This window comes from Sinorhizobium sp. GQ132 (assembly GCF_059758575.1).
Map to the genome: position 1 here is coordinate 18911 of NZ_JCAXDX010000012.1, position 19879 is coordinate 38789.

At 59.3% G+C, this 19879-nt stretch carries 20 protein-coding genes and 1 pseudogene; 15 read left to right on the forward strand and 6 right to left on the reverse strand.

Features of this window, described 5'->3' with window-relative positions:
• Positions 1 to 3: 3 nt before the first annotated feature.
• From trbB to AC6CIG_RS24335, 12 genes are all read left to right on the forward strand, one after another.
• Complete coding sequence (trbB, locus tag AC6CIG_RS24280) at positions 4 to 981, forward strand: P-type conjugative transfer ATPase TrbB (RefSeq protein WP_018098147.1); 978 nt, start codon at positions 4 to 6, stop codon at positions 979 to 981.
• Positions 971 to 1354 (forward strand): TrbC/VirB2 family protein, encoded by a 384-nt coding sequence (locus AC6CIG_RS24285; RefSeq protein WP_018098146.1) that lies wholly within the window; start codon positions 971 to 973, stop codon positions 1352 to 1354. The genes trbB and AC6CIG_RS24285 overlap by 11 nt, the downstream gene beginning before the upstream one ends.
• A complete protein-coding gene (locus tag AC6CIG_RS24290; RefSeq protein WP_018098145.1) occupies positions 1347 to 1646 on the forward strand; it encodes a conjugal transfer protein TrbD in 300 nt (99 codons plus the stop codon). Before AC6CIG_RS24285 ends, AC6CIG_RS24290 begins: the two co-directional genes overlap by 8 nt.
• Before the next feature lie 10 nt (positions 1647 to 1656).
• Positions 1657 to 4113: a conjugal transfer protein TrbE gene (locus tag AC6CIG_RS24295; RefSeq protein WP_498323996.1), complete on the forward strand. Its 2457-nt coding sequence runs from the start codon at positions 1657 to 1659 to the stop codon at positions 4111 to 4113.
• Entirely contained in the window at positions 4085 to 4888 is an 804-nt protein-coding gene (gene trbJ / locus AC6CIG_RS24300) for a P-type conjugative transfer protein TrbJ (RefSeq protein ID WP_498323997.1), read from the forward strand. Before AC6CIG_RS24295 ends, trbJ begins: the two co-directional genes overlap by 29 nt.
• Positions 4882 to 5058, forward strand: a complete 177-nt coding sequence (gene trbK / locus AC6CIG_RS24305) for an entry exclusion protein TrbK (protein WP_018098142.1) — start codon at positions 4882 to 4884, stop codon at positions 5056 to 5058. Before trbJ ends, trbK begins: the two co-directional genes overlap by 7 nt.
• Before the next feature lie 4 nt (positions 5059 to 5062).
• Positions 5063 to 6241: a P-type conjugative transfer protein TrbL gene (trbL, locus tag AC6CIG_RS24310; RefSeq protein ID WP_498323998.1), complete on the forward strand. Its 1179-nt coding sequence runs from the start codon at positions 5063 to 5065 to the stop codon at positions 6239 to 6241.
• Positions 6242 to 6265: 24 nt separating this feature from the next.
• Positions 6266 to 6928: a conjugal transfer protein TrbF gene (locus AC6CIG_RS24315; protein WP_018098140.1), complete on the forward strand. Its 663-nt coding sequence runs from the start codon at positions 6266 to 6268 to the stop codon at positions 6926 to 6928.
• Positions 6929 to 6944: 16 nt separating this feature from the next.
• A complete protein-coding gene (gene trbG / locus AC6CIG_RS24320) occupies positions 6945 to 7760 on the forward strand; it encodes a P-type conjugative transfer protein TrbG (RefSeq protein WP_100673677.1) in 816 nt (271 codons plus the stop codon).
• A 3-nt stretch (positions 7761 to 7763) separates the two neighbouring features.
• Positions 7764 to 8201 carry a conjugal transfer protein TrbH gene (gene trbH / locus AC6CIG_RS24325; protein ID WP_018098138.1) on the forward strand — a complete coding sequence of 146 codons (438 nt, stop codon included), beginning with the start codon at positions 7764 to 7766 and terminating at the stop codon, positions 8199 to 8201.
• 12 nt (positions 8202 to 8213) lie between these two features.
• On the forward strand, positions 8214 to 9515 hold the full coding sequence (gene trbI / locus AC6CIG_RS24330; protein WP_498323999.1) for an IncP-type conjugal transfer protein TrbI: 1302 nt from the start codon (positions 8214 to 8216) through the stop codon (positions 9513 to 9515).
• 321 nt (positions 9516 to 9836) lie between these two features.
• Positions 9837 to 10541, forward strand: a complete 705-nt coding sequence (locus tag AC6CIG_RS24335; protein ID WP_437412486.1) for an autoinducer binding domain-containing protein — start codon at positions 9837 to 9839, stop codon at positions 10539 to 10541.
• A 3-nt stretch (positions 10542 to 10544) separates the two neighbouring features.
• Here the strand turns inward: AC6CIG_RS24335 and AC6CIG_RS24340 are convergent, their stop codons facing one another.
• Positions 10545 to 10865 (reverse strand): transcriptional repressor TraM, encoded by a 321-nt coding sequence (locus AC6CIG_RS24340; protein ID WP_437412485.1) that lies wholly within the window; start codon positions 10863 to 10865, stop codon positions 10545 to 10547.
• Between the two features lie 243 nt (positions 10866 to 11108).
• Here AC6CIG_RS24340 and AC6CIG_RS24345 point away from each other — a divergent pair, with 243 nt between their 5' ends.
• Both AC6CIG_RS24345 and AC6CIG_RS24350 read left to right on the forward strand, forming a co-directional pair.
• Positions 11109 to 11330, forward strand: coding sequence for a helix-turn-helix domain-containing protein (locus tag AC6CIG_RS24345; RefSeq protein ID WP_498324000.1), 222 nt, complete (start codon positions 11109 to 11111; stop codon positions 11328 to 11330).
• Positions 11331 to 11405: 75 nt separating this feature from the next.
• Positions 11406 to 12054: pseudogene (locus AC6CIG_RS24350) on the forward strand (DUF433 domain-containing protein).
• Positions 12055 to 12303: 249 nt separating this feature from the next.
• On the opposite strand, the gene AC6CIG_RS24355 reads toward AC6CIG_RS24350, so the two are convergent.
• From AC6CIG_RS24355 to traA, 5 genes are all read right to left on the reverse strand, one after another.
• Positions 12304 to 13557 (reverse strand): ATP-binding protein, encoded by a 1254-nt coding sequence (locus AC6CIG_RS24355; protein WP_102762962.1) that lies wholly within the window; start codon positions 13555 to 13557, stop codon positions 12304 to 12306.
• Positions 13558 to 13673: 116 nt separating this feature from the next.
• Positions 13674 to 14282 (reverse strand): TraH family protein, encoded by a 609-nt coding sequence (locus AC6CIG_RS24360; RefSeq protein ID WP_102762961.1) that lies wholly within the window; start codon positions 14280 to 14282, stop codon positions 13674 to 13676.
• Between the two features lie 17 nt (positions 14283 to 14299).
• Positions 14300 to 15463, reverse strand: a complete 1164-nt coding sequence (locus AC6CIG_RS24365; RefSeq protein WP_498324001.1) for a conjugal transfer protein TraB — start codon at positions 15461 to 15463, stop codon at positions 14300 to 14302.
• A complete protein-coding gene (gene traF, locus AC6CIG_RS24370; RefSeq protein WP_498324002.1) occupies positions 15453 to 16019 on the reverse strand; it encodes a conjugative transfer signal peptidase TraF in 567 nt (188 codons plus the stop codon). The genes AC6CIG_RS24365 and traF overlap by 11 nt, the downstream gene beginning before the upstream one ends.
• Positions 16016 to 19327, reverse strand: coding sequence for a Ti-type conjugative transfer relaxase TraA (traA, locus tag AC6CIG_RS24375; RefSeq protein ID WP_498324003.1), 3312 nt, complete (start codon positions 19325 to 19327; stop codon positions 16016 to 16018). Before traA ends, traF begins: the two co-directional genes overlap by 4 nt.
• Before the next feature lie 254 nt (positions 19328 to 19581).
• On the opposite strand from traA, the gene traC reads away from it, so the two are divergent.
• The gene (gene traC, locus AC6CIG_RS24380) at positions 19582 to 19878 is read left to right on the forward strand and encodes a conjugal transfer protein TraC (RefSeq protein ID WP_437406163.1); all 297 of its coding nucleotides are present in this window, start codon (positions 19582 to 19584) and stop codon (positions 19876 to 19878) included.
• Position 19879: the final 1 nt, after the last annotated feature.

Genomic DNA, 19879 nt, shown 5'->3' on the forward strand with positions numbered 1-19879 from the left:
TCGGTGAACCAGCTTCGCTCTCACCCTCGGCTTGTCCGCAAACTTCAGGAGGCGCTCGGCGATCACCTCTGCGTGGCGCTGGACGATGCAACGGTCGTCGAGATCATGCTCAATCCGGACGGAAAGCTCTTCATCGAGCGGCTCGGCCACGGCGTCGCGCCGGCGGGCGAGATGTCGTCGGCCGCGGCGGAAATGGTGATCGGTACCGTTGCGCATGCGCTTCAGTCAGAGGTGGACACGGAACAGCCGATCATCTCCGGAGAGCTGCCGATCGGTGGCCACCGCTTTGAAGGTCTTTTGCCGCCGGTGGTCGCCAAGCCTGCCTTCACTATTCGTCGTCGTGCGTCGCGTCTTATCCCGCTCGACGAGTATGTTCGCTCCGACGTGATGACAGAGTACCAGGCATCGACGATCCGCAGCGCGATTTCCTCCAGGCTCAACATCATCATATCCGGGGGAACTGGCTCCGGCAAAACGACGCTCGCGAATGCTGTCATCGACGAGATTGTGAAGAGCGCACCAGAAGACCGGCTCGTCATTCTTGAGGACACCGCAGAGGTTCAATGCGCGGCCCAGAACGCCGTCCTTCTCCACACCAGCGATACCGTTGACATGGCTCGGCTGCTGAAGAGCACCATGCGGCTGCGGCCCGACAGAATTGTGGTCGGTGAAGTCCGCGACGGCGCTGCGCTCACACTACTCAAGGCGTGGAACACCGGCCATCCGGGTGGCGTGGCGACTATCCATTCAAATACAGCGATGTCGGCGCTCCGCCGTCTCGAGCAGCTGACCGCCGAAGCTAGCCAGCAGCCGATGCATGAGGTGATCGGAGAAGCGGTCGATCTCATCGTCTCCATAGAACGGACCCCGCGCGGGCGGCGCGTCCGCGACGTCATTCAGGTCGAGCGCTTCGCGGGCGGCCAGTACGAAATCGAATCCGACCAGCTTACAGAAGAGAAGGAGGCGCGCAATGTCGCGTAGAAATGCCGTCATCGCCGCCGCGCTCCTTGCGGCGCACATCGTTCTCGCCTGCGTCGCGCCGGCGCTCGCCAGTTCGGGCGGCAGTCTTCCCTGGGAAGGGCCGCTGCAGCAAATCCAGGAGTCGATCACCGGGCCGGTCGCGGGAGCTATTGCACTTGCAGCGGTCGCAATTGCTGGCGGCATGCTCATCTTTGGGGGAGAACTGAACGACTTCGCGCGGCGGCTGGTGTATATCGTGCTGGTGGCGGGCATCCTGCTCGGGGCCACCAACATCATCGGCCTGTTCGGCGCAACGGGCGCCTCGATTGGAGCATCGGACGAGCAAACCGAATTCTTCAGCCGAAGCCGAGTAGGGGAGGGGGCTCATGGTTGAGTCCCTGTCCCGTCTAAAACACAACCGCATCCACCGTGCACTTTCGCGTCCGAATCTGCTGATGGGCGCGGACCGGGAACTGGTCTTGCTCACAGGTCTCGCCGCGGTCATCCTGATCTTTGTGGTCTTGACAATATATTCCGCGCTCTTCGGGGTTGCCGTCTGGATCGGCATCGTCGGGCTCTTGAGAATGATGGCAAAGGCGGACCCGCTGATGCGTCAGGTCTACATCCGGCACATTTCTTACAAGCCCTACTACAAGGCGACCACCTCGCCGTGGCGGCGGTATTGAGGAGGTTTGCGTGGTCGCTCTCAAACGGTTCCGGGCAACCGGCCCATCCTTCGCTGATCTCGTCCCCTATGCCGGTCTGGTTGACGATGGCGTCCTGCTATTGAAGGACGGTAGCCTCATGGCTGGCTGGTACTTTGCCGGGCCCGACTCCGAAAGTGCCACCGATCTGGAACGCAATGAACTATCGCGACAGATCAACTCCATCCTGTCACGTCTTGGAAACGGATGGATGATCCAGGTCGAAGCGATCCGTATTCCGACGGTTGACTATCCGTCTGAGGACCGGTGCCACTTCCCGGACCCGGTCACCCGGGCGATTGATGCCGAGCGCCGGGCGCATTTTGCGCGAGATCAGCGGCATTTCGAGAGCAAGCACGCTCTTATCCTCACCTATCGGCACCTGGAGCCCAAAAAGACTGCCCTCAGCAGATACATCTACTCGGACGAGGAGAGCCGCAAGAAAACCTACGCCGACACGGTGCTGTTCATCTTCAAGAACGCTGTCCGGGAGATTGAGCAGTATTTTGCCAACACCCTTTCGATCCGGCGAATGGAAACGCGCGAGGTCGTCGAGAGGGGCGGGGAGAGGGTCGCTCGCTATGACGAACTGCTGCAATTCGTTCGCTTCTGCATTACGGGCGAAAACCATCCAATCCGGCTGCCGGATGCTCCCATGTATCTCGACTGGATCGCGACAGCCGAGCTCAAGCATGGGCTGACGCCAAAGGTTGAAAGCCGCTACCTGGGTGTGGTGGCGATCGACGGACTGCCGGCAGAGAGCTGGCCGGGGATTCTCCACAGCCTCGATCTGATGCCGCTAAGCTATCGCTGGTCATCGCGCTTCATCTTCCTAGATGCGGAGGAGGCGCGGCAAAAGCTCGAGCGCACCCGCAAGAAATGGCAGCAAAAAGTCCGGCCGTTCTTTGACCAGCTATTCCAGACGCAAAGTCGTTCGATCGATCAGGACGCCATGAGCATGGTGGCCGAGACTGAGGATGCTATCGCGCAAGCCTCCTCGCAGTTGGTCGCCTATGGGTATTACACCCCGGTCATCGTTCTATTCGACGGTGATCGCGAAGCCTTGCAGGAGGAGGCGGAGGCAGTACGCAGGCTAATACAGGCCGAAGGCTTCGGAGCGAGGATCGAAACACTCAACGCAACCGACGCCTATCTCGGAAGCCTTCCAGGCAATTGGTACGCAAACGTGCGCGAGCCGCTGATTAATACCAGCAATCTCGCCGACCTCATCCCACTGAACTCTGTTTGGTCGGGCAACCCCGTTGCACCGTGCCCTTTTTGCCCGCCGGACTCGCCACCGCTCATGCAGGTCGCGAGTGGGTCAACACCGTTTCGGCTGAATCTTCATGTCGACGACGTTGGTCACACTCTCATTTTCGGACCGACCGGATCGGGCAAGTCGACGCTTTTGGCACTAATCGCGGCGCAGTTTCGACGCTACGAACGCGCCCAGATCTTTGCCTTTGACAAGGGAAACTCGCTCCTGCCCCTGACGCTCGCCACTGGCGGCGATCACTATGAAATTGGTGGTGGCTCTGAAGAAAAAGGAACGGCACTGGCCTTTTGCCCGCTTTCGGACCTCTCCAGCGAAACTGATCGGGCCTGGGCCACGGAATGGATCGAGATGCTGGTGGCGCTGCAAGGCGTAACCATCACCCCCGATCACCGCAATGCAATTTCCCGGCAGATCGGTTTGATGGTCAGCGCGCCCGGAAGATCGCTATCTGACTTCGCAAGTGGGGTGCAGATGCGTGAAATCAAAGACGCGCTGCATCACTATACCGTTGATGGTCCCATGGGACAGCTTCTCGACGCCGAGGAAGACGGTCTGACGCTCGGTGCCTTTCAGACCTTTGAGATAGAACAACTGATGAACATGGGCGAACGCAATCTCGTGCCTGTACTGACCTATCTGTTCCGGCGGATCGAGAAGCGCCTCGATGGCGCTCCCAGCCTAATCGTGCTGGATGAGGCCTGGCTGATGCTCGGCCATCCAGTGTTCCGCAGCAAGATACGCGAATGGCTGAAAGTGCTGCGTAAGGCCAACTGCGCCGTCGTGCTCGCCACACAGTCGATCTCCGACGCCGAACGCTCCGGGATCATCGACGTGTTGAAGGAATCCTGCCCAACAAAGATCTGCCTTCCGAATGGTGCCGCCAGAGACCCTGGAACTCGCGAGTTCTACGAACGGATCGGATTCAACGAGCGGCAGATCGAGATCGTCTCGAACGCGATTCCCAAGCGCGAATACTACGTCGTCACTCCTGAAGGCCGACGGCTGTTCGATATGGCGCTCGGGCCGCTGGCGCTCAGCTTCGTCGGCGCATCCGGCAAGGAAGACCTCAAGCGCATCCGCGCCCTCTATTCCGAACACGGCCGCGACTGGCCGATCCACTGGCTTCAAATGAAAGGAGTCCACGATGCCGCATCGTTGCTTAACTTCGAATAGATTGCTCGCTGGTCTGGCGGCGTTCGTGGTTGCTACCGGCGAAGCAAAGCCCGCCGAGGCCGGAACCGCCACCGGCGCTGCAACCGAGTGGACGCAGGTCCTCAACAATGGCGAGCTCGTTTCCCTTGTTGGCCAATCCGGCGAGCAAATCCAGAACCAGCTCACCCAGATCAGCCAGTTGGCACAGCAGATCGAAACGCAGCTCAACATCTACCAAAACTTGCTGCAAAACACCGCGACCCTCCCGTCGCATATGTGGGGACAGGTAGAAAGCGACCTCAATCAGTTGCGCAGCATCGTCGACCAAGGGCAAAGCATTTCGTTTTCGATGGGCAATGCGGACGACATACTGCAGCAGCGCTTCCAGAGCTACTCAAGTCTGAAGACCAACCTGCCAGACAATGCTTCTTTTGCGACTACCTATCAGTCCTGGTCGGACATCAACCGGGACACGATCGCCAGCACTTTAAAGGCGGCGAGCTTGACGGCCGAGCAGTTCGACAGCGAGGAAGGTATGATGTCCTCGCTGCGGTCGATGTCCGAAACGGCCGACGGGCAGATGAAGGCCCTGCAGGTGGGCCATCAGATCGCTGCGCAACAGGTCGCGCAGGTGCAGAAGCTTCGCGGTCTTGTCTCCCAGCATATGACGATGATGGGAACGTGGCTTCAGGCCGAGCAGACAGACAAGGACCTCGCGCAGGCACGGCGTGAGAAATTCTTTAGCGGGACTGCTCCCTCCACTTCTGGCGGCGAAAAGATGAAGGTGGAATGGTGAGAACGAAACTGATCCTTGTCGCAATCGCGATATTCCTGGCGTTCGGCAGCACCCGCATCTGGTTCCTCATCTCCGCAAAGCAGGCTGTACAGGAGCGCCGCGAAAAGTTCTTCGGCTCGTCGAAGGAGTACCCAACCTCTGGCGGCGAAAAGATGAAGGTCGAGTGGTGAGCACATGACGGAGATATCTTTTCGGCGGCTCCGAGCCCCGATGCTGGTTACCACCTTCTGCATGATGGCAGCACAGCCAGCCCTCGCTCAAGAAGGTTCAGTTCTTACCTCATTGCAGAGCCAGATCACCACGGCCGCAAAGGGGTGGGAAACGACCGTCATCGATGCGGCAAAAACCTTGTTCTGGATTCTCGCCACGATCGAGATTGGTATCGCGGCCGTCTGGTTGGCTCTGCAGGCCGCATCGCTCGAGAGCTGGTTCGGTGAGCTTGTGAAACGGATCATGTTCGTCGGCTTTTTTGCCTTCGTTTTGGCACAAGGGCCGACCTTCGCGAAGGCAGTGGTCGATAGTCTGTTTCAGATTGGCGCCGGCGGCGGTACTTCGTCGCCAGCCGACGTCTTCAATGCCGGACTCGCCGTTGCGACCAAGATGTCGGAGAAGATACAGTTCGGTCTCTTTGAGGAGAACGCGTTAGCGATCTCGGCTGCTTTTGCCATGGTCGTCGTGGTCATCTCGTTTTCGCTCATTGCCGCGATTTTCGTGTCCGTCATGGTCGAGATGTATATCGGCCTGCTCGCCGGCATGATTATGCTTGGCCTAGGTGGTTCGTCGTATACGAAGGACTTCGCAATCCGATATCTGATCTACGCTTTCTCGGTTGGAATGAAGCTGATGGCGCTTGTCATGATCTCGCGTATCGGCTCGGAGGTGCTGATCGGATTGGCGAACGAACCTGGCGTTGGTGATCAGTTCCAGACAGCGCTCGCAATTGCCGGTATTGCTGTCGTCGTCTTTATCGTCGCGATCTACGTTCCGAACATCATGCAGGGCGTCGTTCAGGGCGCGTCCGTTTCAGGTGGAATGGAGGCGATCAGGCACGGTGGTCAGGCGGCATCCTTCACCACCGGGGCAGGGTTCCTCGCGGCCGGTGCAGCCGGGGCGGGATTCGCGGCGGCTCAAACCGCACGGGCCGCAGGGTCATCCGGTGCAGGTGCCATGCTTCGAGGCTTTGGCGCAGGGATCGGATCCGCAGGAAAAGCGGCCGGCTCGGCTGCCAAGGAGAAGGCCATCGGTTCTCCTGGTGCTTATGCAGGATCGATCCTCGGGCTCGCCAACGCCAAGCTGGACCAGAGTCGCAGCGGGCAGAGCGGGCCAAAGCCACCTCCCGAACGCAAAGACTAACAGCAATCAGAAAGTGATCGATCAATGGCAGCGAACCGCGCCCCAGAAAACCCGTATCTTGCCGCGCGCCAGGAATGGAGTGAGCGATACGGCTCCTATGTCCAGACAGCCGCTGCATGGCGCATCGTCGGCATTCTGGGTCTGACTATGGCAGTGATCGCCTTCGGGTATGCTATGTATCTCAGCACCCAAGTCAAACTGGTTCCCTATATCGTCGAAGTCGACAAACTTGGAACCGCAGCGACCGCCGGGTTCCCTGAACAGATCGAATATGCCGACGTTCGAGTCGTGCGCGCCACGCTCGGCAATTTCGTCACCAGCTTCCGTTCGATCACGCCGGACGCCGTGGTTCAGAAGCAATACATCGACCGAACCTACGCACTCCTTCGGACGTCCGATCCGTCGACGCAGAAGATCAATGACTGGTTCCGAAGCAATTCACCGTTCGAGAAGGCTAAGTTGTCGACGGTCGCCATCGAGGTCAACAACATCGTCGCGCTTTCGAACCAGACCTATCAGATCGACTGGACCGAATACGAACGGGACCGGAAGGGCAAAGAAACGGGCACACGCCGGTTCCGCGGCATCGCGACGGTCACGCTGACGGCGCCACAGGACGAGGCGACCATCCGCCACAATCCAATCGGTCTCTACGTCCGGGATTTCGACTGGACAGCACAGCTATGAGGGCAGGGGACTTCACATGCAAAGAACAGGATTTATCGCAGCCGCCGGCTGCATAGCCGGACTCGTCATTGCGACGACGGGTGCTCATGCACAAAGCATGACGTCGAACGAGGTGAAGGGAACTAACATTTCGCGGAAGTGGCGCGGCACACCCGGACTGGTTACCACCGGGCTGGATGGCAAGGTTATCTTTCTCTTCGGCGAAACTCAGCCGTCCGTCGTCTGCTCGCCGCTGCAGGTCTGCGATATTGAGCTGCAGGGCGGCGAGATCGTCCGCGATGTCCTCGTCGGCGACACCGTTCGCTGGAAGGTGGAGCCGGCGACCTCCGGCGCCACCGGCGGTCAGGCTATCCACTTGATCGTCAAGCCGTCGGAACCGGGTCTCGTCACCTCCATGGTGGTCACGACGTCGCGTCGTACCTATCACATCCAACTCAAGTCCCATCCGAGCCAGTACATGGCCCGCGTTGGCTTCGAATATCCCGAGGATGTCTCGACCAAGCTCGCGGACATTAATGCCCGGCTCGAGACCGAAGGAATACTCGGGACGGCGCCCGATAAACTGAACTTCTCCTACTCGATGAGTGGGAGCGCCTCTTGGAAGCCGAAGCGCGTCTATTCGGATGGTGTAAAAACCTACATTCAGTTTTCCAAATCGATCTCGGGACAGGATGCGCCGGTGCTGTTCGTCGTCAACGGGGGCCAGAACCGCGTCGTCAATTACCGGATGAAGAACGACGTGATGATCGTCGACTACGCAATCGACAAGGCGATCCTCGTCTCCGGAGTTGGCTGGCGGCAACAGAAGATCATCATCCGGCGGGGAGGCTGAGTGATGCGCAAAGCTCTCGTTTTCATCGTTGCTGCCGTTTTTCTTTCCAGTTGCCAAACTGCCGAGGAGGGATTGGACACCAGCTCAAACGCCACTGCGGTGACTGCCCCGGCCGCAAGCGCAATCGCCGGCGATATGGCGAGCCGGCTCGCCGAGCAAATTGGCCCGGCAGGCACCACAACCATCATGATGGGCAAGGGCACGTCGGAGTATGGGATGGCCCTCGAAGCCGCGCTGAAGGGATGGGGCTACACGGTCGTTACCGACGGGAAGATCCGAAAGGACGTGAAACTTGTCGAGCTCGCCTATTCGATCGATGGCGTTGACGGTCAGGTGCTCGCCCGACTCTCCACGCCGTCGATCGCCCTTGGCCGGGTGTATACAGCAACAGCAGTCGGCGCTACGCCGGCAAGCCCGCTTTCCGTCATGCAGCGTAATTGAGGGGAGACAGATATGGTCCAGTCTCTCCATCTTGGTGTGTCGGCTCATGCCGATGATGAGAACAGCATGCGCCGAATCAATCGGCTGCCGATCATCATCGCCATCGTTCTCGTCGCGCTATTCGTTGGCGTGGTCGTGATCGGACTGTCGTGGCGCGGGCTTCCCTTTGCCCGAAATAGCGATATCGACAGTGCTTCGAATACTCCCGCAACCAATTTCGGGGACCAGCTCAAGCGCGGCATTGCCGATGGCATCATCGGTGAGCCGGTCGAGCGGGAAGCGTTTCAGCCAACGCCTGCCGTCGAGCAGAAAGTTGAGGAGGAGGCGCCCGCTGTTGCTCGCCGACCCCTCGAACAGGAAGAGCGACGCCCCCCGCTCGGATCGGAAGAAGAATGGAGGGCCCGTCTGAAGCGGGAGCAGGATGAACAGTATATCCGAGAGGCCCAGCGCCAGCGGATGGCTCGCCTGCAGGCGCGTGCAACGGCGCTGGACTCCCCATTGAAGGTCGATGTTTCCGAAATTGAAAAAGCGGCAACGACTACCACGGACTCGAGCGGCCAAAATTCGACTGGTGCAGCCACGAGGGTCTCGGATCTCTATGCCGCGGCAACGAATGCCGGCCTTATGGGTCAGAATGTCGATCCGAATGGCCAAACCTCAAAGGAAGTTTTTTTCAACCAGGACATCAAAGATCTCGGCTATCTGCCGAACCAGATCGTGAAGCAGATCTCGCCCTACGAGCTGAAACGCGGCTCGGTCGTTCCTGCTACGTTGATCACCGGCCTCAACTCCGATCTGCCGGGACGGATCACAGCGCAGGTGAGCCAGAACGTCTTTGATAGCGCGACGGGCTACCGGCTCCTCATACCGCAGGGTGCGAAGCTGCTCGGCCGCTATGACTCCAAGGTCTCATTCGGGCAGGAAAGGGTCCTTGTCGTCTGGACGGACCTCATTTTTCCGAACGGCTCAACCCTTCAGATCGGGGGCATGGCTGGCACTGACGCGGAAGGATATGGCGGCTTAAAGGACAAGGTCGATCGGCACCTGTGGCGCACGTGGAGTTCGGCGGCACTCGTTGCCTTGATCGGGACCGGGATCGACATGACAATGCCAGAAAGTTCGACGCTTGCGACGCAGGATACGGCATCCGATGCGGCGCGAAGAAACTTCGCCGAATCGTTTGGTCGGGTGGCGGAGCAGACAATCTCGAAGAACCTGAATGTTCAGCCAACAATCCGCATTCGGCCAGGTTACAGATTCAATGTGTTAGTGGACCAGGACATCATTTTCCCGTCCGCTTACCGTGGAATTTAACCACTAAGGGCAGCGACTATGCTCAGCCGCCATGCATTAGGTTGAACCAAGGTGTGGCGGTGCAACCACGCAATATGAGATCCTTCTATTTCCAGCCACCTTCCGGATTGATCGCGCTTGAAAGTTTCGCAGGGCTGGGTAGTAATTTCGCATTGCATCGCGTGACGCGGGTACACCAGGTTTGCGATTCAGACATCGACTGAAGGTCCGAACGCTATCGTTGTCCCACGACCCCCTGTACGCGGGTCAGCCGATCTGCCTCTTCGACGAACGATGCCGGGGAAGACGAGCCGCCGCGTCAGGAACGTAAGGAGAAAAACCGTGGACGCACATGTTCGCTCGCTCATCGATATGCTGGAAGCCGCGAAAGACGAGCATATGATGAAAAGTGCGCTGAAAACCTTTGCGCATTCGTGCGGATATGACCGGTTTGCCTATCTGCAAGCAGAAGCTCTCGAACTCAGGACCTTCAATTCCTATCCCGAACCATGGGAGGGCATTTATCTCGGCGGCGATTATTCACGGGTTGACCCAGTTGTGAGGGAGGGAAAGCACGGGCGAGGTATGTTTTTCTGGACAGCCGACAAGTGGCCTGCCCGAGGATCTTCTCCGCTTCGGCGGTTTCGCGACGAGGCCATTGAGCACGGCATTCGCTGCGGCATCACCATTCCGGTTAAGGGCAGTTTCGGATCCACCATGATGCTGACCTTCGCGTCCTCGGAAAGAAATGTCGATATTTCAGGGATGCTGGATCCCAAGAAGGCGGTTCAGTTGGTGATGGCCGTCCATTACCAGCTGAAAATCATCGCAGCGAAGACTGCAATCAACCCGAAGCGAATGCTGTCGCCGAGCGAAATGGTGTGCCTTGTGTGGGCAACGAAGGGGAGGACCACGCTTGAAACGGCGATGCTCACCGGGATCAAGGCCAGAACCGTGCAGCATTATCTCGACGAGGCGCGCAAAAAATTTGACGCGAAGTCTGTGCCGCAGCTCGTTGCCATTGCGAAGGATCGCGGCCTGGTCTGAGGTCTAATCGGCGCCTTCAAACGGCACGTCTGGAACGTAGCCGAGTGCGTCCAGAATTTCCGAGAGATTCTCCTGATGGGCTTCGGACTTTTTCTGGCGTGCGATATATTCATCCTGAAGCGTCTGGAGCACTGAACTGGAAGTTGACGGGTCGTCGCTTGCACGCGACCACTCGTCATAGACGGCCTGATCGGCTGCGAGAAGCCGGCGGTGTTCGAGGATCGCCGAAACAGCCAGGACCTCTAATTCCGATTTTTGCATCAAACCGCAGCGAGATTGTCTTCCAATTTTTTCGTCTGCCCCGGATGAGCTGGCGTCCTTCATCCTTGTCTCCTCTAACTTCATTTTACGACCGCCAAGAACCGAGGCTTAGTTCGCGTCGCATAGGCTTGCGATTAGATACCAGATTACCGGAGGATAGGAGAGAGTCGAAATCTTCGAACGGTTCACCGTCCCACACGAAGAGAAGCTTCGGCCACCGCGGCATCACCTTGATTCATCAAATGGAATGTCGTTGTAGAGAATACTCCGTGGTGAAATACTCTACAAGCCGTTGCTCTCTCGATCATGGAGATTCGAGAGGTATTTGCACGAAATCTGAAAGCCGCGCGTCGGGCCAAAGGCCTGTCGCAAGAAGAGCTTGCTTATCGCGCAGGTATCGATCGCACCTACATCAGTTCTCTGGAACGCAGCGTTTACAATGCGAGCATCGATGTGGTGGATCGCTTAGCAGTGGTTCTAGACGTAGAAGCGTGTGATTTGCTGAAACGACCGCCGGAGAAGAAGTGAAACCACCACAAGACTGACGAGCAGCGAGATCGAAAAGCTTGGTGAATTTTACCGGGAACGACGCCTCCACTATATATTCTCCACAAGGAGAATGATTATGCCAGCACATCACACGCCTACGCCCCGGCCGAGGCTGCAGCTGTCAGCGAGATCGCTGTAAAGTCTGTGCACAATGCGATCGACAAGCGGATCGTCGCAACTCATCTCGTCGGCGGCAAGGGTCGAGCACTCACAGATGAGGATCTTCTTCGGTTGAAGCTCTGGTATGGCGTCGGATCGATCTTGTCTGCCGAACGCCGCAAACGTCTATTCGATACCAACGACCAGAACCCCGATGCCGATACCGTAAGGGCAGACGACTATCTCATCGTCGACGTTGCGCGGGCAAGGGAGCAGTTGGCCGCCCGCGCCGAGGCGCTTCGAGAGACTGAGCGAATGATCCGGAGCGTCAAGGGAGTCATGGGCGGTGAACCGAAGGGAACTCGCGTTCCAGTGCGAACGATTGCCGCGATGAAGGCGCAAGGTGCAAGCAGCGAGGAAATCGTTGAGGGTTATCCTTCGCTCACCGAACGCATGGTGGAACTTGCCGAGATCTGTGCTGTGGCCCACCCCGCCAGGGGACGGCCACGGAAGCTTTTCGGAGCTGGGCCTGAAGGCGAAATCCGTGAAGCGTCTGCGTCTCCGGAACGAAAGTGCCCCAAAACCCTCCGGCTCTAGCTCGTGAAATTTCTTATAGATGAATGCCCTCACACATCATTCGTGGCCGTGGCCCAAGCTCACGGCCAGGATTGTTTCCAATGTGAATTGGCTCGGGTTTAGCGGCGAAACCGACTGGCATCTGATGCCTCGGATCATCGAGGGGGATTTCATCCTCGTGACGAACAAAGGCCGCGACTTCCGGAAGCTTTGCGGATACCGGCCGTGCAATAGATGCGTGGGCATCGGTTTGAAACATCCTGACGCTGCTCAGCAATCACATGGTCCATAGAATGGACAAGGGCGCTGCCTGCAATTTTTCTCCGAAAGGCGTCACGCGGTCATGATCGTGCAAGACCAGTCCACGCACGAAACGACCGCCAACCGCTTCCTGCAACTGACGCAATCCCCTGAAATCCTCAGTCTTCACCGTCGCTGATGCCTTGACCTCTATTCCGACGATCCGACCACGGCGATCCTCGATGACGACATCGACCTCGTCCTGATCTTTGGTCCTGTAATGCGAAAACGAAAAGCGCCGGTCAGACCAGGAGGCAAGCTTCAAAAGCTCGGAAACAACGAAGCTTTCAAGCAACGCTCCATACCGTGTTCTGTTTTCACGCAGCGCTTCGGATTCGTCCTCCCGCAAGCTCGCCAGCAGTCCCGTATCGAGAAAGTGCAGTTTGGGCGTTTTTATCAGCCGGCTTAACCGGTTGTTCGACCATGGCGTCAGCGTTCTGATCAGAAAAAGCCGCTCGAGAATGGCTACATATTTTTGCGCGGTGACGCTCGACAGTCCCAATGCGGCACCGAAACTGCTGTGGTTCACCAGTTGGCCGGCATGTTCCGCAAGAACATCCAGCAACCGCGGCAGTCGATCGAGTTGATCGATGTTGGCGATGTCGCGAACGTCCCGGTCGAGAATCAGGGCCACGTAGTCTTCCAACCAGGCGACCCGCCGGGCAGGCGTCGCTCTGCGCAAGACCTCCGGATAGCCACCGCGCAGCATGGTTTCCAGAAGATCATCACCAAATATAGCGTCCTCGCCGGTCGCGGGTTCCTCACCAGCGAATAGACGATCCAGCAAATGACCCGGGGTCGAACGGATTTCGGACTGGGCGAAAGGCAGGAGCGGGACCACGGCCATGCGCCCGGCAAGGGAGTCCGCAATCGCGGGCACAGTTGCCAGATTGGCGGAACCTGTGAGTAGAAATCGGCCCGGGGCGTCGTCGCGGTCGACGCTTTCCTTAATTGCCAGTATCAGTTGGGGCGCCCGCTGAACTTCATCGATCACGGCCCTGTTAAGGCCCCGGACAAAACCGACCGGATCAGCCTTGGCAGCACTGAGCGCGCCGGCGTCGTCGAGAGTGATATAGGCGCGATCAGGGCCTGAGAATTGCCGCGCGAGAGTTGTCTTTCCAGCTTGCCTTGGGCCGGCTATCAGGACGACACGAGTGTCGGCAAGCGCAGTCTCGACTATCGGACGAGCCTTGCGATCGATTAATGGTTTGGGAAGGACCTTATCTACCATACGGCCATCCCTAATCGATTCTCCGTCTATTTTAAAGTCATTTCCCGACCAATTTTAATCGCGCAGCCGTCTATATCTGACTTGGCAGCGAACGAAGGTCTCAAATTTCCAGTCGTTTATTTCCCACCGATCCGGGAAAGGTCGATTCGCATCTCCGCCGATCCAACGCTGCGGCTTTTCCCCGGACTTTCAGTGGCCGCATCCTCAGGAGAGCTGTCGGTGGCGTCCGCGTCTGAGGATGACACACTGTCTGTCGTCGCGCTCCCTCCCGGATCAGGAGCCTGAAACACACGCACGCCTTCAAATTCGCCGGTCTTCCAAGCGTAGATCGCATCGTCGAAAATCTGCGGAAAGACCTCGTCGCTGCAAGGGTTGCCGTACCACTTGGCCACAATCCGAAGCACCTTGGCGAACATCGCAGTTCCCTTGCGAAGGTTCTCGCAGGCGTCGATCAGATCGGGCTGCAGATCGGAAGCCTCCTTAACGCCGACGCCGGCCGGAAACTGCGTCAGGCCGACACGCACCACCGCTTGGCCGACATACTGGCGGACGATCGCGATGGCTTCGTCCGGCGTCGTCGCCTTCGGGGTGAGGATCAATCGGCCACCTGATTTGACGGTGACGGCAAGTGGATCATTTGCGCCCGCGGCGGTCACGAACTGCTCGACGATCGGGGGCTTCAACGAGGGGTCTGCGCATTGTTGAATCAGGGCAGCGTCGAGCATGGCGTCTCCTTTGGGTTTCACGTGTTGAAGGAAAAAACGATTGGCTTTGCAAAAAGCCGCGCCCAGGCTTGAGTGCTGGCGCGCTGGATGGCGACGATCGATGTCCCCTTGGTCCACCAGCCATTGCCGACAGCGACGATGAAGTCCGGCTCCTGCAGCAGGGACTGCAGGACGGGCCAGACGATCAGTTGCTCGTAGCAGATCAGCGGTGCGATCCGAGCGTCGGCGGCGGTCACAAGCGGGTTGGCGAAGAAATGCGCCCGCGCGCTGCCGCTCTGACCCAGCAGGGCGCGCCAAGGCTGCCACATCGAGCCCGGAACAGGCATACGTTCGCGATAGAGGATTTGAGCGCCGTCGCCTGAAATCGCGACCAAAACATTGTCGTATCCGTCCGCATCGGTGATGGCGGCGCCGGCAATGACGGTGGCGTCACTTTCCTGCAGTGCTTTTACCCAAAGCCGCTCGACGGTGGGCGTCCAGAAGCCGAGAGAACTTTCGGGAAGAACAACGGTGCGGGTGCCGCCGGATGCCTGCCCCTTCATCGTGGCAATCAGATCACGGTGACGCGCAATGCTGACGTCGCGACCGAGCGAAGCTCCGAACTGGAGATCGACGCCCCGCCAGCCCTCCGGTAGTTTCGGTGGGTCCCAGGTTGCGGCGGACCATGCCCAAAACCCAATGAGGACGATCGGGACAGCCGGCCACATGCGGGTAACGAGGCCCATGAGGCCGGCTGTCGTGGCAACCAGCCCCCACCATCCCCACCCTGGAAACAGCACGCCCGCGGCGGTGATCGGATGCGCCCAACCGGTGGTGCCAAATGGGGGGATAGCCATGAGCGCGGCCGCCACCAGATAGCAAATCGGACGAATGCCAGAATGCCTTGTCCAGAGGATCGCGTGGACCGCGACAAAGCTCAAAGATGCGCAGAGCCATAGAGCCAAGCCAGGCCACAGGTCGAACGCGTAAAAGGCCGCCACGCCTTGTGGCAGACCGCGTGATGCAGCGAGAAAATAGCCGGCCGAGACACACGCAGCCGTCAGCCTCTTTCGCGCAAGCGCCCAGAGGGTTGGAAACGTGCATGCGAGCGGAAGGAGAAGGACGTTCCCGCTCCAAGCAACCGTTCCGGCAATGATTGAAGCGGTAATCAACAGGACCGGCCGAACGTGCTCACAGTGCATTGGTGAGCACCGGTTGCGCCAGGCCGAGGATGCCCGCGACGGGAAGGGGTCCGAAGTAGCGGGAGTCATAGGAGCTCCTGAACGGTGAGTGCAGGAAGACGCTTTCTGCCGGCACGACGCCGCCGGAATAAGGCACCATCGGCCGACCCTCGCCGTCGCGCTGAGCCAGATCGGAGAAAGGGATCGCATGCCCGTCGATCGTGACGCCCGCACCGATTTCGACATGCTGCCCGGGAACCGCGATGACCGTCTTGATGAGCGGCGCGACCCCGCCCGGGCAGGTTCCGAAGCGGAGATAGCCACGCGCTCTGGCCTCTCGCATGACAGGCGTTTGCGGAGGACAAATGAAGACGAGATCGCCTGTCGACACCACTCGATTGAGCGCCGAGATGCGCCAGAGGCCAAGGGATTCGCTCGGTGTCAGGTTGATGCGGTAGCCGCCGATGATGGCCGCAGCAACACTGGCGGCAAGGGTGGTTGCTGCCACCAGCAAAAGCACGACGGCATTCGGTCTTTGCGTAGGTCCCTTCCGAGGTGCAGACACTTGCGCCGTCATTTCAAGGAGATCCCCTGGCTCTTTTTCTGGCACAGGCTTTCTGCCTGCTTCAACGCCTCGGTCGTGCGCTCATGCGCGGCCAGCTGCTGCACCGTCCGCATCGAATTCCACGCCGATTGCACTTCGGCCTTCTGCCCGGCCGTCATTGCACCCGTGATCGCATTGAAGGTCTGGCCGCTGGAGTCCTTGGCAGCCAGAGGAACGAAGGTCCGTTCGCCGAAACGCTCCGCTACAGCCTTAGCGAAACCCTCGAGCTCGGCCTTCACTTGTCTGTTGGCAAGCGCATATTCGAGACCGGCCGGCAGGTCGTTCCGGTCGATCGCATCGCGCACACGTTCAAGGGTCTCCTTTGCGTTTGCCGAGAGCGCCGGAATATCGATCGACATCTTCAGACGAACGGCGCGTTCCGCGACCTCAAACTTCCGTTCGGCTTCCGCCCGTTGGCGCAGATAGCGTTCCAGATTTCGGGCAAGAGCCGGCGCGTTGGTCAGCGCCATTGCTCGCGCCTGCTTGTCTGTGCCGCTTGCCAGTAGACCGGTCTTGCCTTTCAACGCGCCGAAGCTTTCCGGTTGGTCGCGGATCCTGCTGATGGTGGCATCCGCCACCGCTCCATCCTTCAGCAGGGCGACGACATTGATTGCTTTAAACGCCCTTCCCGGCTGCGCATAGACGAGGTGGAAACGGGTCGAAACCTCCTCCCACTGCTTCTTCAAGCCGCGATCGGCTGCGACCTTGTCCTCGACCGCCTGGTCGACTGACTTTGCGAAGGTGGTAATGCCGGAAACCATAGGTTTTGCCTTCCTGACTGTGTCCTGGAGTGGAGATTTCACAGAGCTGATGATGAACCCGAGCTTGGCGGCAACTGCGGCAAGGCGCGCACCAAGATCGATGAGCTTTTGCTTTTGCCCGACCGTCCATTCCAGCCGATCGCGAAGGAGCGTCCGGGCCACGTTGCCGAGATTGAGGCCGCGAGCTTCGGCGAAGCAAAGGGCTTGCCGGTAAAAACTGCCTTTCTCGTAGTCGAGCGTCGTTTCCTTGGCGTGCCTGCGCGAGAGGACAGGGATCAAACCGCCGGCCTTGGCGAAGGATCGGCGGCCATAATAGACGGCCAGATCCTCACGGTGACGAGTCATGGCGACATAGGTGAGGTGCCGATCGAGCGACAGCGACGCGAGCACCTTCACCCGATCGACGGTGGCGCCCTGGCTCTTGTGGATCGTCGTGGCATAGCCATAATCGAGGTCGTTGTAGAAGCGCTGTTCGACCAGCACTTGGCGCGTATGCTCGCCATCGCCGACCTTCGCGATGATGGGGCCCGGCCCGGTCTCAACGACCTTGGCCAACATGCCATTCTTGACACCGAGTGAGCCCTCGTTCTTGAGGAACACGATCTGGTCGCCGACCGCGAAGTTGCGATCGCCATCCGCCGTCTTGAACACGATTCCTTCATCGAGAACGCCGCGTTCGATGAGCTTGATGCGCGCCATCTGGTTCAGCATGCGAACGTCCCTGCGTAAATGGGCAAGGATCAGCGACGTCTTCGCCGGATCGTAATCGCGGTCCCAGGCGGCGATGAGATTGTCGACGGCATCGGCCTTCAGATCCCACCCGATCACCTTGCCATTGGCATGGTAGGCGTCGACTGCCTTGCCGACGTTGCCGCGCGCCAGGTCGAGCGAGGCATCGCGCATCCATTGCTGGCGCTGGCGATAGATGGTTTCGAGTTTCGCATAGCCAATGCGATCGGAAATGGCGCGAAACGCGGCGCCTGCTTCGATCGGTTGGAGCTGTTCGGGATCGCCGACGAGAACGAGCTTGGCGTCGGCCTTCGTTACTGCTTCGACGAACAGCGCCATCTGCCGCGACGACACCATGCCGGCTTCGTCCAGGACGAAGACCGTCTTGCTATCGAGCTGGTTACGCCCCCCGTTCCAGCGCAGTTCCCAGGACGACAGCGTACGAGAGACGATCCCGGCTTCCTTCTCAAGGCCCTCGGCCGCCTTGCCGGCGAGTGCGCCGCCGACAACCCGATAGCCGGCCGCTTCCCAGGCCTCGCGCGCCGCTTTCATCATCGTCGTCTTGCCGGCGCCGGCGCGGCCGATCACGGCGGCAATCCGCTCCGATCCCGATACATGCTCGATCGCGGTTCTCTGCTCTTCCGACAGGCGGTCATGACGGGCAAAGGTCGCCGCGAGGACCGTTTCCCGCACCCCGTGCGACGAACGCTGAGAGAGCCAGAGCGCGCGATCGGCCATCTCCGCTTCAAGCCGGATCATGTCGCGCGTCGTGTACTTGGCGGGCAATCTGGAACCCGTGGCAAAGTCGATCCGCTCGCGCTCAAGGCGCAAGGTCTCGGGGTGCAGGATGATACGGACCATGAGGCTTTGGAACAGGGCGGGATCGTCGATGTACCGATGCAAGATCTTGGCGACATCACGTTCGTCGAACACGCTTTTCTCACGCGTAATCAGGTCGAGGACGACTTTCGGACTCCGGTCGATCCGTCTCGCGTTCTCGGCTCTTCGCGCGTCCTGCAGTTCGACGCGCTCTAGCTTAACCGGCTTCGAGGCCTCATCGGATTTCCGTTCGATCGCTTTGGTGCCGACACCAAGGTGGATGGTCGGTGCAAGATCGATCCTTTGCTTTTCGAAGGATCGTCCATCGACGCGAAGGTCGAGACCGGCCAGCGCCAGATGCCGGTTCTGGCAAGCAAACCATCCGTCGCGAAACGCGTTGAAATCGTCGATACCTCCAGCCCAGAGTTCATAGACGATCTTGCCTGAAGCGTTGCGGATCGGATTGCCGTCCGGCCCGAGTACGGCAACCTTCTTGGCGCCGAAGCCGTCTTTAGTCAGCGGCCGCAACGTCGTCATCACATGAACGTGCGGATTGCCAGGGGCGTCGTGATAGACCCAGTCGGCCACCATGCCCTTCGATGTAATGTGGCGCTCGGCAAAATCCCGTACGAGCGCAATGTTCTGCTCGGCGGTTAGTTCGATCGGCAGTGCAATGGTGACGTCCTTGGCAAGCTGGGCATCGGAGCGCTTCTCGAAATCTTCGACCTTATTCCAGAAGACTTCGGAGGCGCCGGCGACTGAACGATTCGCGACCATGAAGCGTAGCCAGTCTGGCGCGTCGGCGGGGATCACGAACTCTTCATGCAGCAGACCCTGCTTGCGGGTGTAGTCAATGGTCCTTGCTTCCCGCTCGTAGTCCATCTTGGCGCAGTGGCGATAGGCCGCCGACAGGACGGCACTGCGGCCGGAGCCACGGGCGACGACGCTGACGGAGAAATGGGGGACTGCCACGGCGAATTCTTTCCCGGCTGCGAACGAAATCAACTGGTTCGTCGGGAGCGGACGTCCCCGCCAGGGCGCAAAAGCAGAGCGTCGCATCAGCGACGTATAATTGCGCCCTTGGAAGCCGCTCCTTCGGAACGGCCGGGATGATCCACCAAAGCATCGCCCTCGGCGATTGTAGGATTCACAGTAGTGCGTTCCGCACTCACTTCCCTGAAACAGGGTTCGAAAGACAAACTTTCTCACTCAGGGAGACGAACGGAATGAAGAAGCCATCCTCCAAAATTCGAGCCGAAATCGCGCAGCTGCAGGAGCAACTCAAGGCCGCTGAAACGCGTGAGGCGGAGCGCATCGGTCGGATTGCCCTCAAGGCCGGTCTCGGCGAGATCGAGGTCGACGAGACACAGCTACAGGCGGCTTTTGAGGACCTGGCGAAGCGGTTTCGGGGAGGCGAGGTTCGCACGACCGGAGGGAAGAGGGGAGCTGGCGTCGGCGAAAGCAGCGCATCGTCTGCGCAGAACGCGGCTGGCGCGGCTGCGGGCGGGACTGCTGAGGCTTAAG

Coding starts and splice junctions, on each gene's coding strand:
- AC6CIG_RS24285 (WP_018098146.1), top strand. CDS start 971: ATGTCGCGTAGAAATGCCGTCATCGCCGCCGCGCTCCTTGCGGCGCAC.
- AC6CIG_RS24290 (WP_018098145.1), top strand. CDS start 1,347: ATGGTTGAGTCCCTGTCCCGTCTAAAACACAACCGCATCCACCGTGCA.
- trbJ (WP_498323997.1), top strand. CDS start 4,085: ATGCCGCATCGTTGCTTAACTTCGAATAGATTGCTCGCTGGTCTGGCG.
- trbK (WP_018098142.1), top strand. CDS start 4,882: ATGGTGAGAACGAAACTGATCCTTGTCGCAATCGCGATATTCCTGGCG.
- trbL (WP_498323998.1), top strand. CDS start 5,063: ATGACGGAGATATCTTTTCGGCGGCTCCGAGCCCCGATGCTGGTTACC.
- AC6CIG_RS24315 (WP_018098140.1), top strand. CDS start 6,266: ATGGCAGCGAACCGCGCCCCAGAAAACCCGTATCTTGCCGCGCGCCAG.
- trbG (WP_100673677.1), top strand. CDS start 6,945: ATGCAAAGAACAGGATTTATCGCAGCCGCCGGCTGCATAGCCGGACTC.
- trbH (WP_018098138.1), top strand. CDS start 7,764: ATGCGCAAAGCTCTCGTTTTCATCGTTGCTGCCGTTTTTCTTTCCAGT.
- trbI (WP_498323999.1), top strand. CDS start 8,214: ATGGTCCAGTCTCTCCATCTTGGTGTGTCGGCTCATGCCGATGATGAG.
- AC6CIG_RS24340 (WP_437412485.1), bottom strand. CDS start 10,865: ATGAAGGACGCCAGCTCATCCGGGGCAGACGAAAAAATTGGAAGACAA.
- AC6CIG_RS24345 (WP_498324000.1), top strand. CDS start 11,109: ATGGAGATTCGAGAGGTATTTGCACGAAATCTGAAAGCCGCGCGTCGG.
- AC6CIG_RS24355 (WP_102762962.1), bottom strand. CDS start 13,557: ATGGTAGATAAGGTCCTTCCCAAACCATTAATCGATCGCAAGGCTCGT.
- AC6CIG_RS24360 (WP_102762961.1), bottom strand. CDS start 14,282: ATGCTCGACGCTGCCCTGATTCAACAATGCGCAGACCCCTCGTTGAAG.
- AC6CIG_RS24365 (WP_498324001.1), bottom strand. CDS start 15,463: ATGCACTGTGAGCACGTTCGGCCGGTCCTGTTGATTACCGCTTCAATC.
- traF (WP_498324002.1), bottom strand. CDS start 16,019: ATGACGGCGCAAGTGTCTGCACCTCGGAAGGGACCTACGCAAAGACCG.
- traC (WP_437406163.1), top strand. CDS start 19,582: ATGAAGAAGCCATCCTCCAAAATTCGAGCCGAAATCGCGCAGCTGCAG.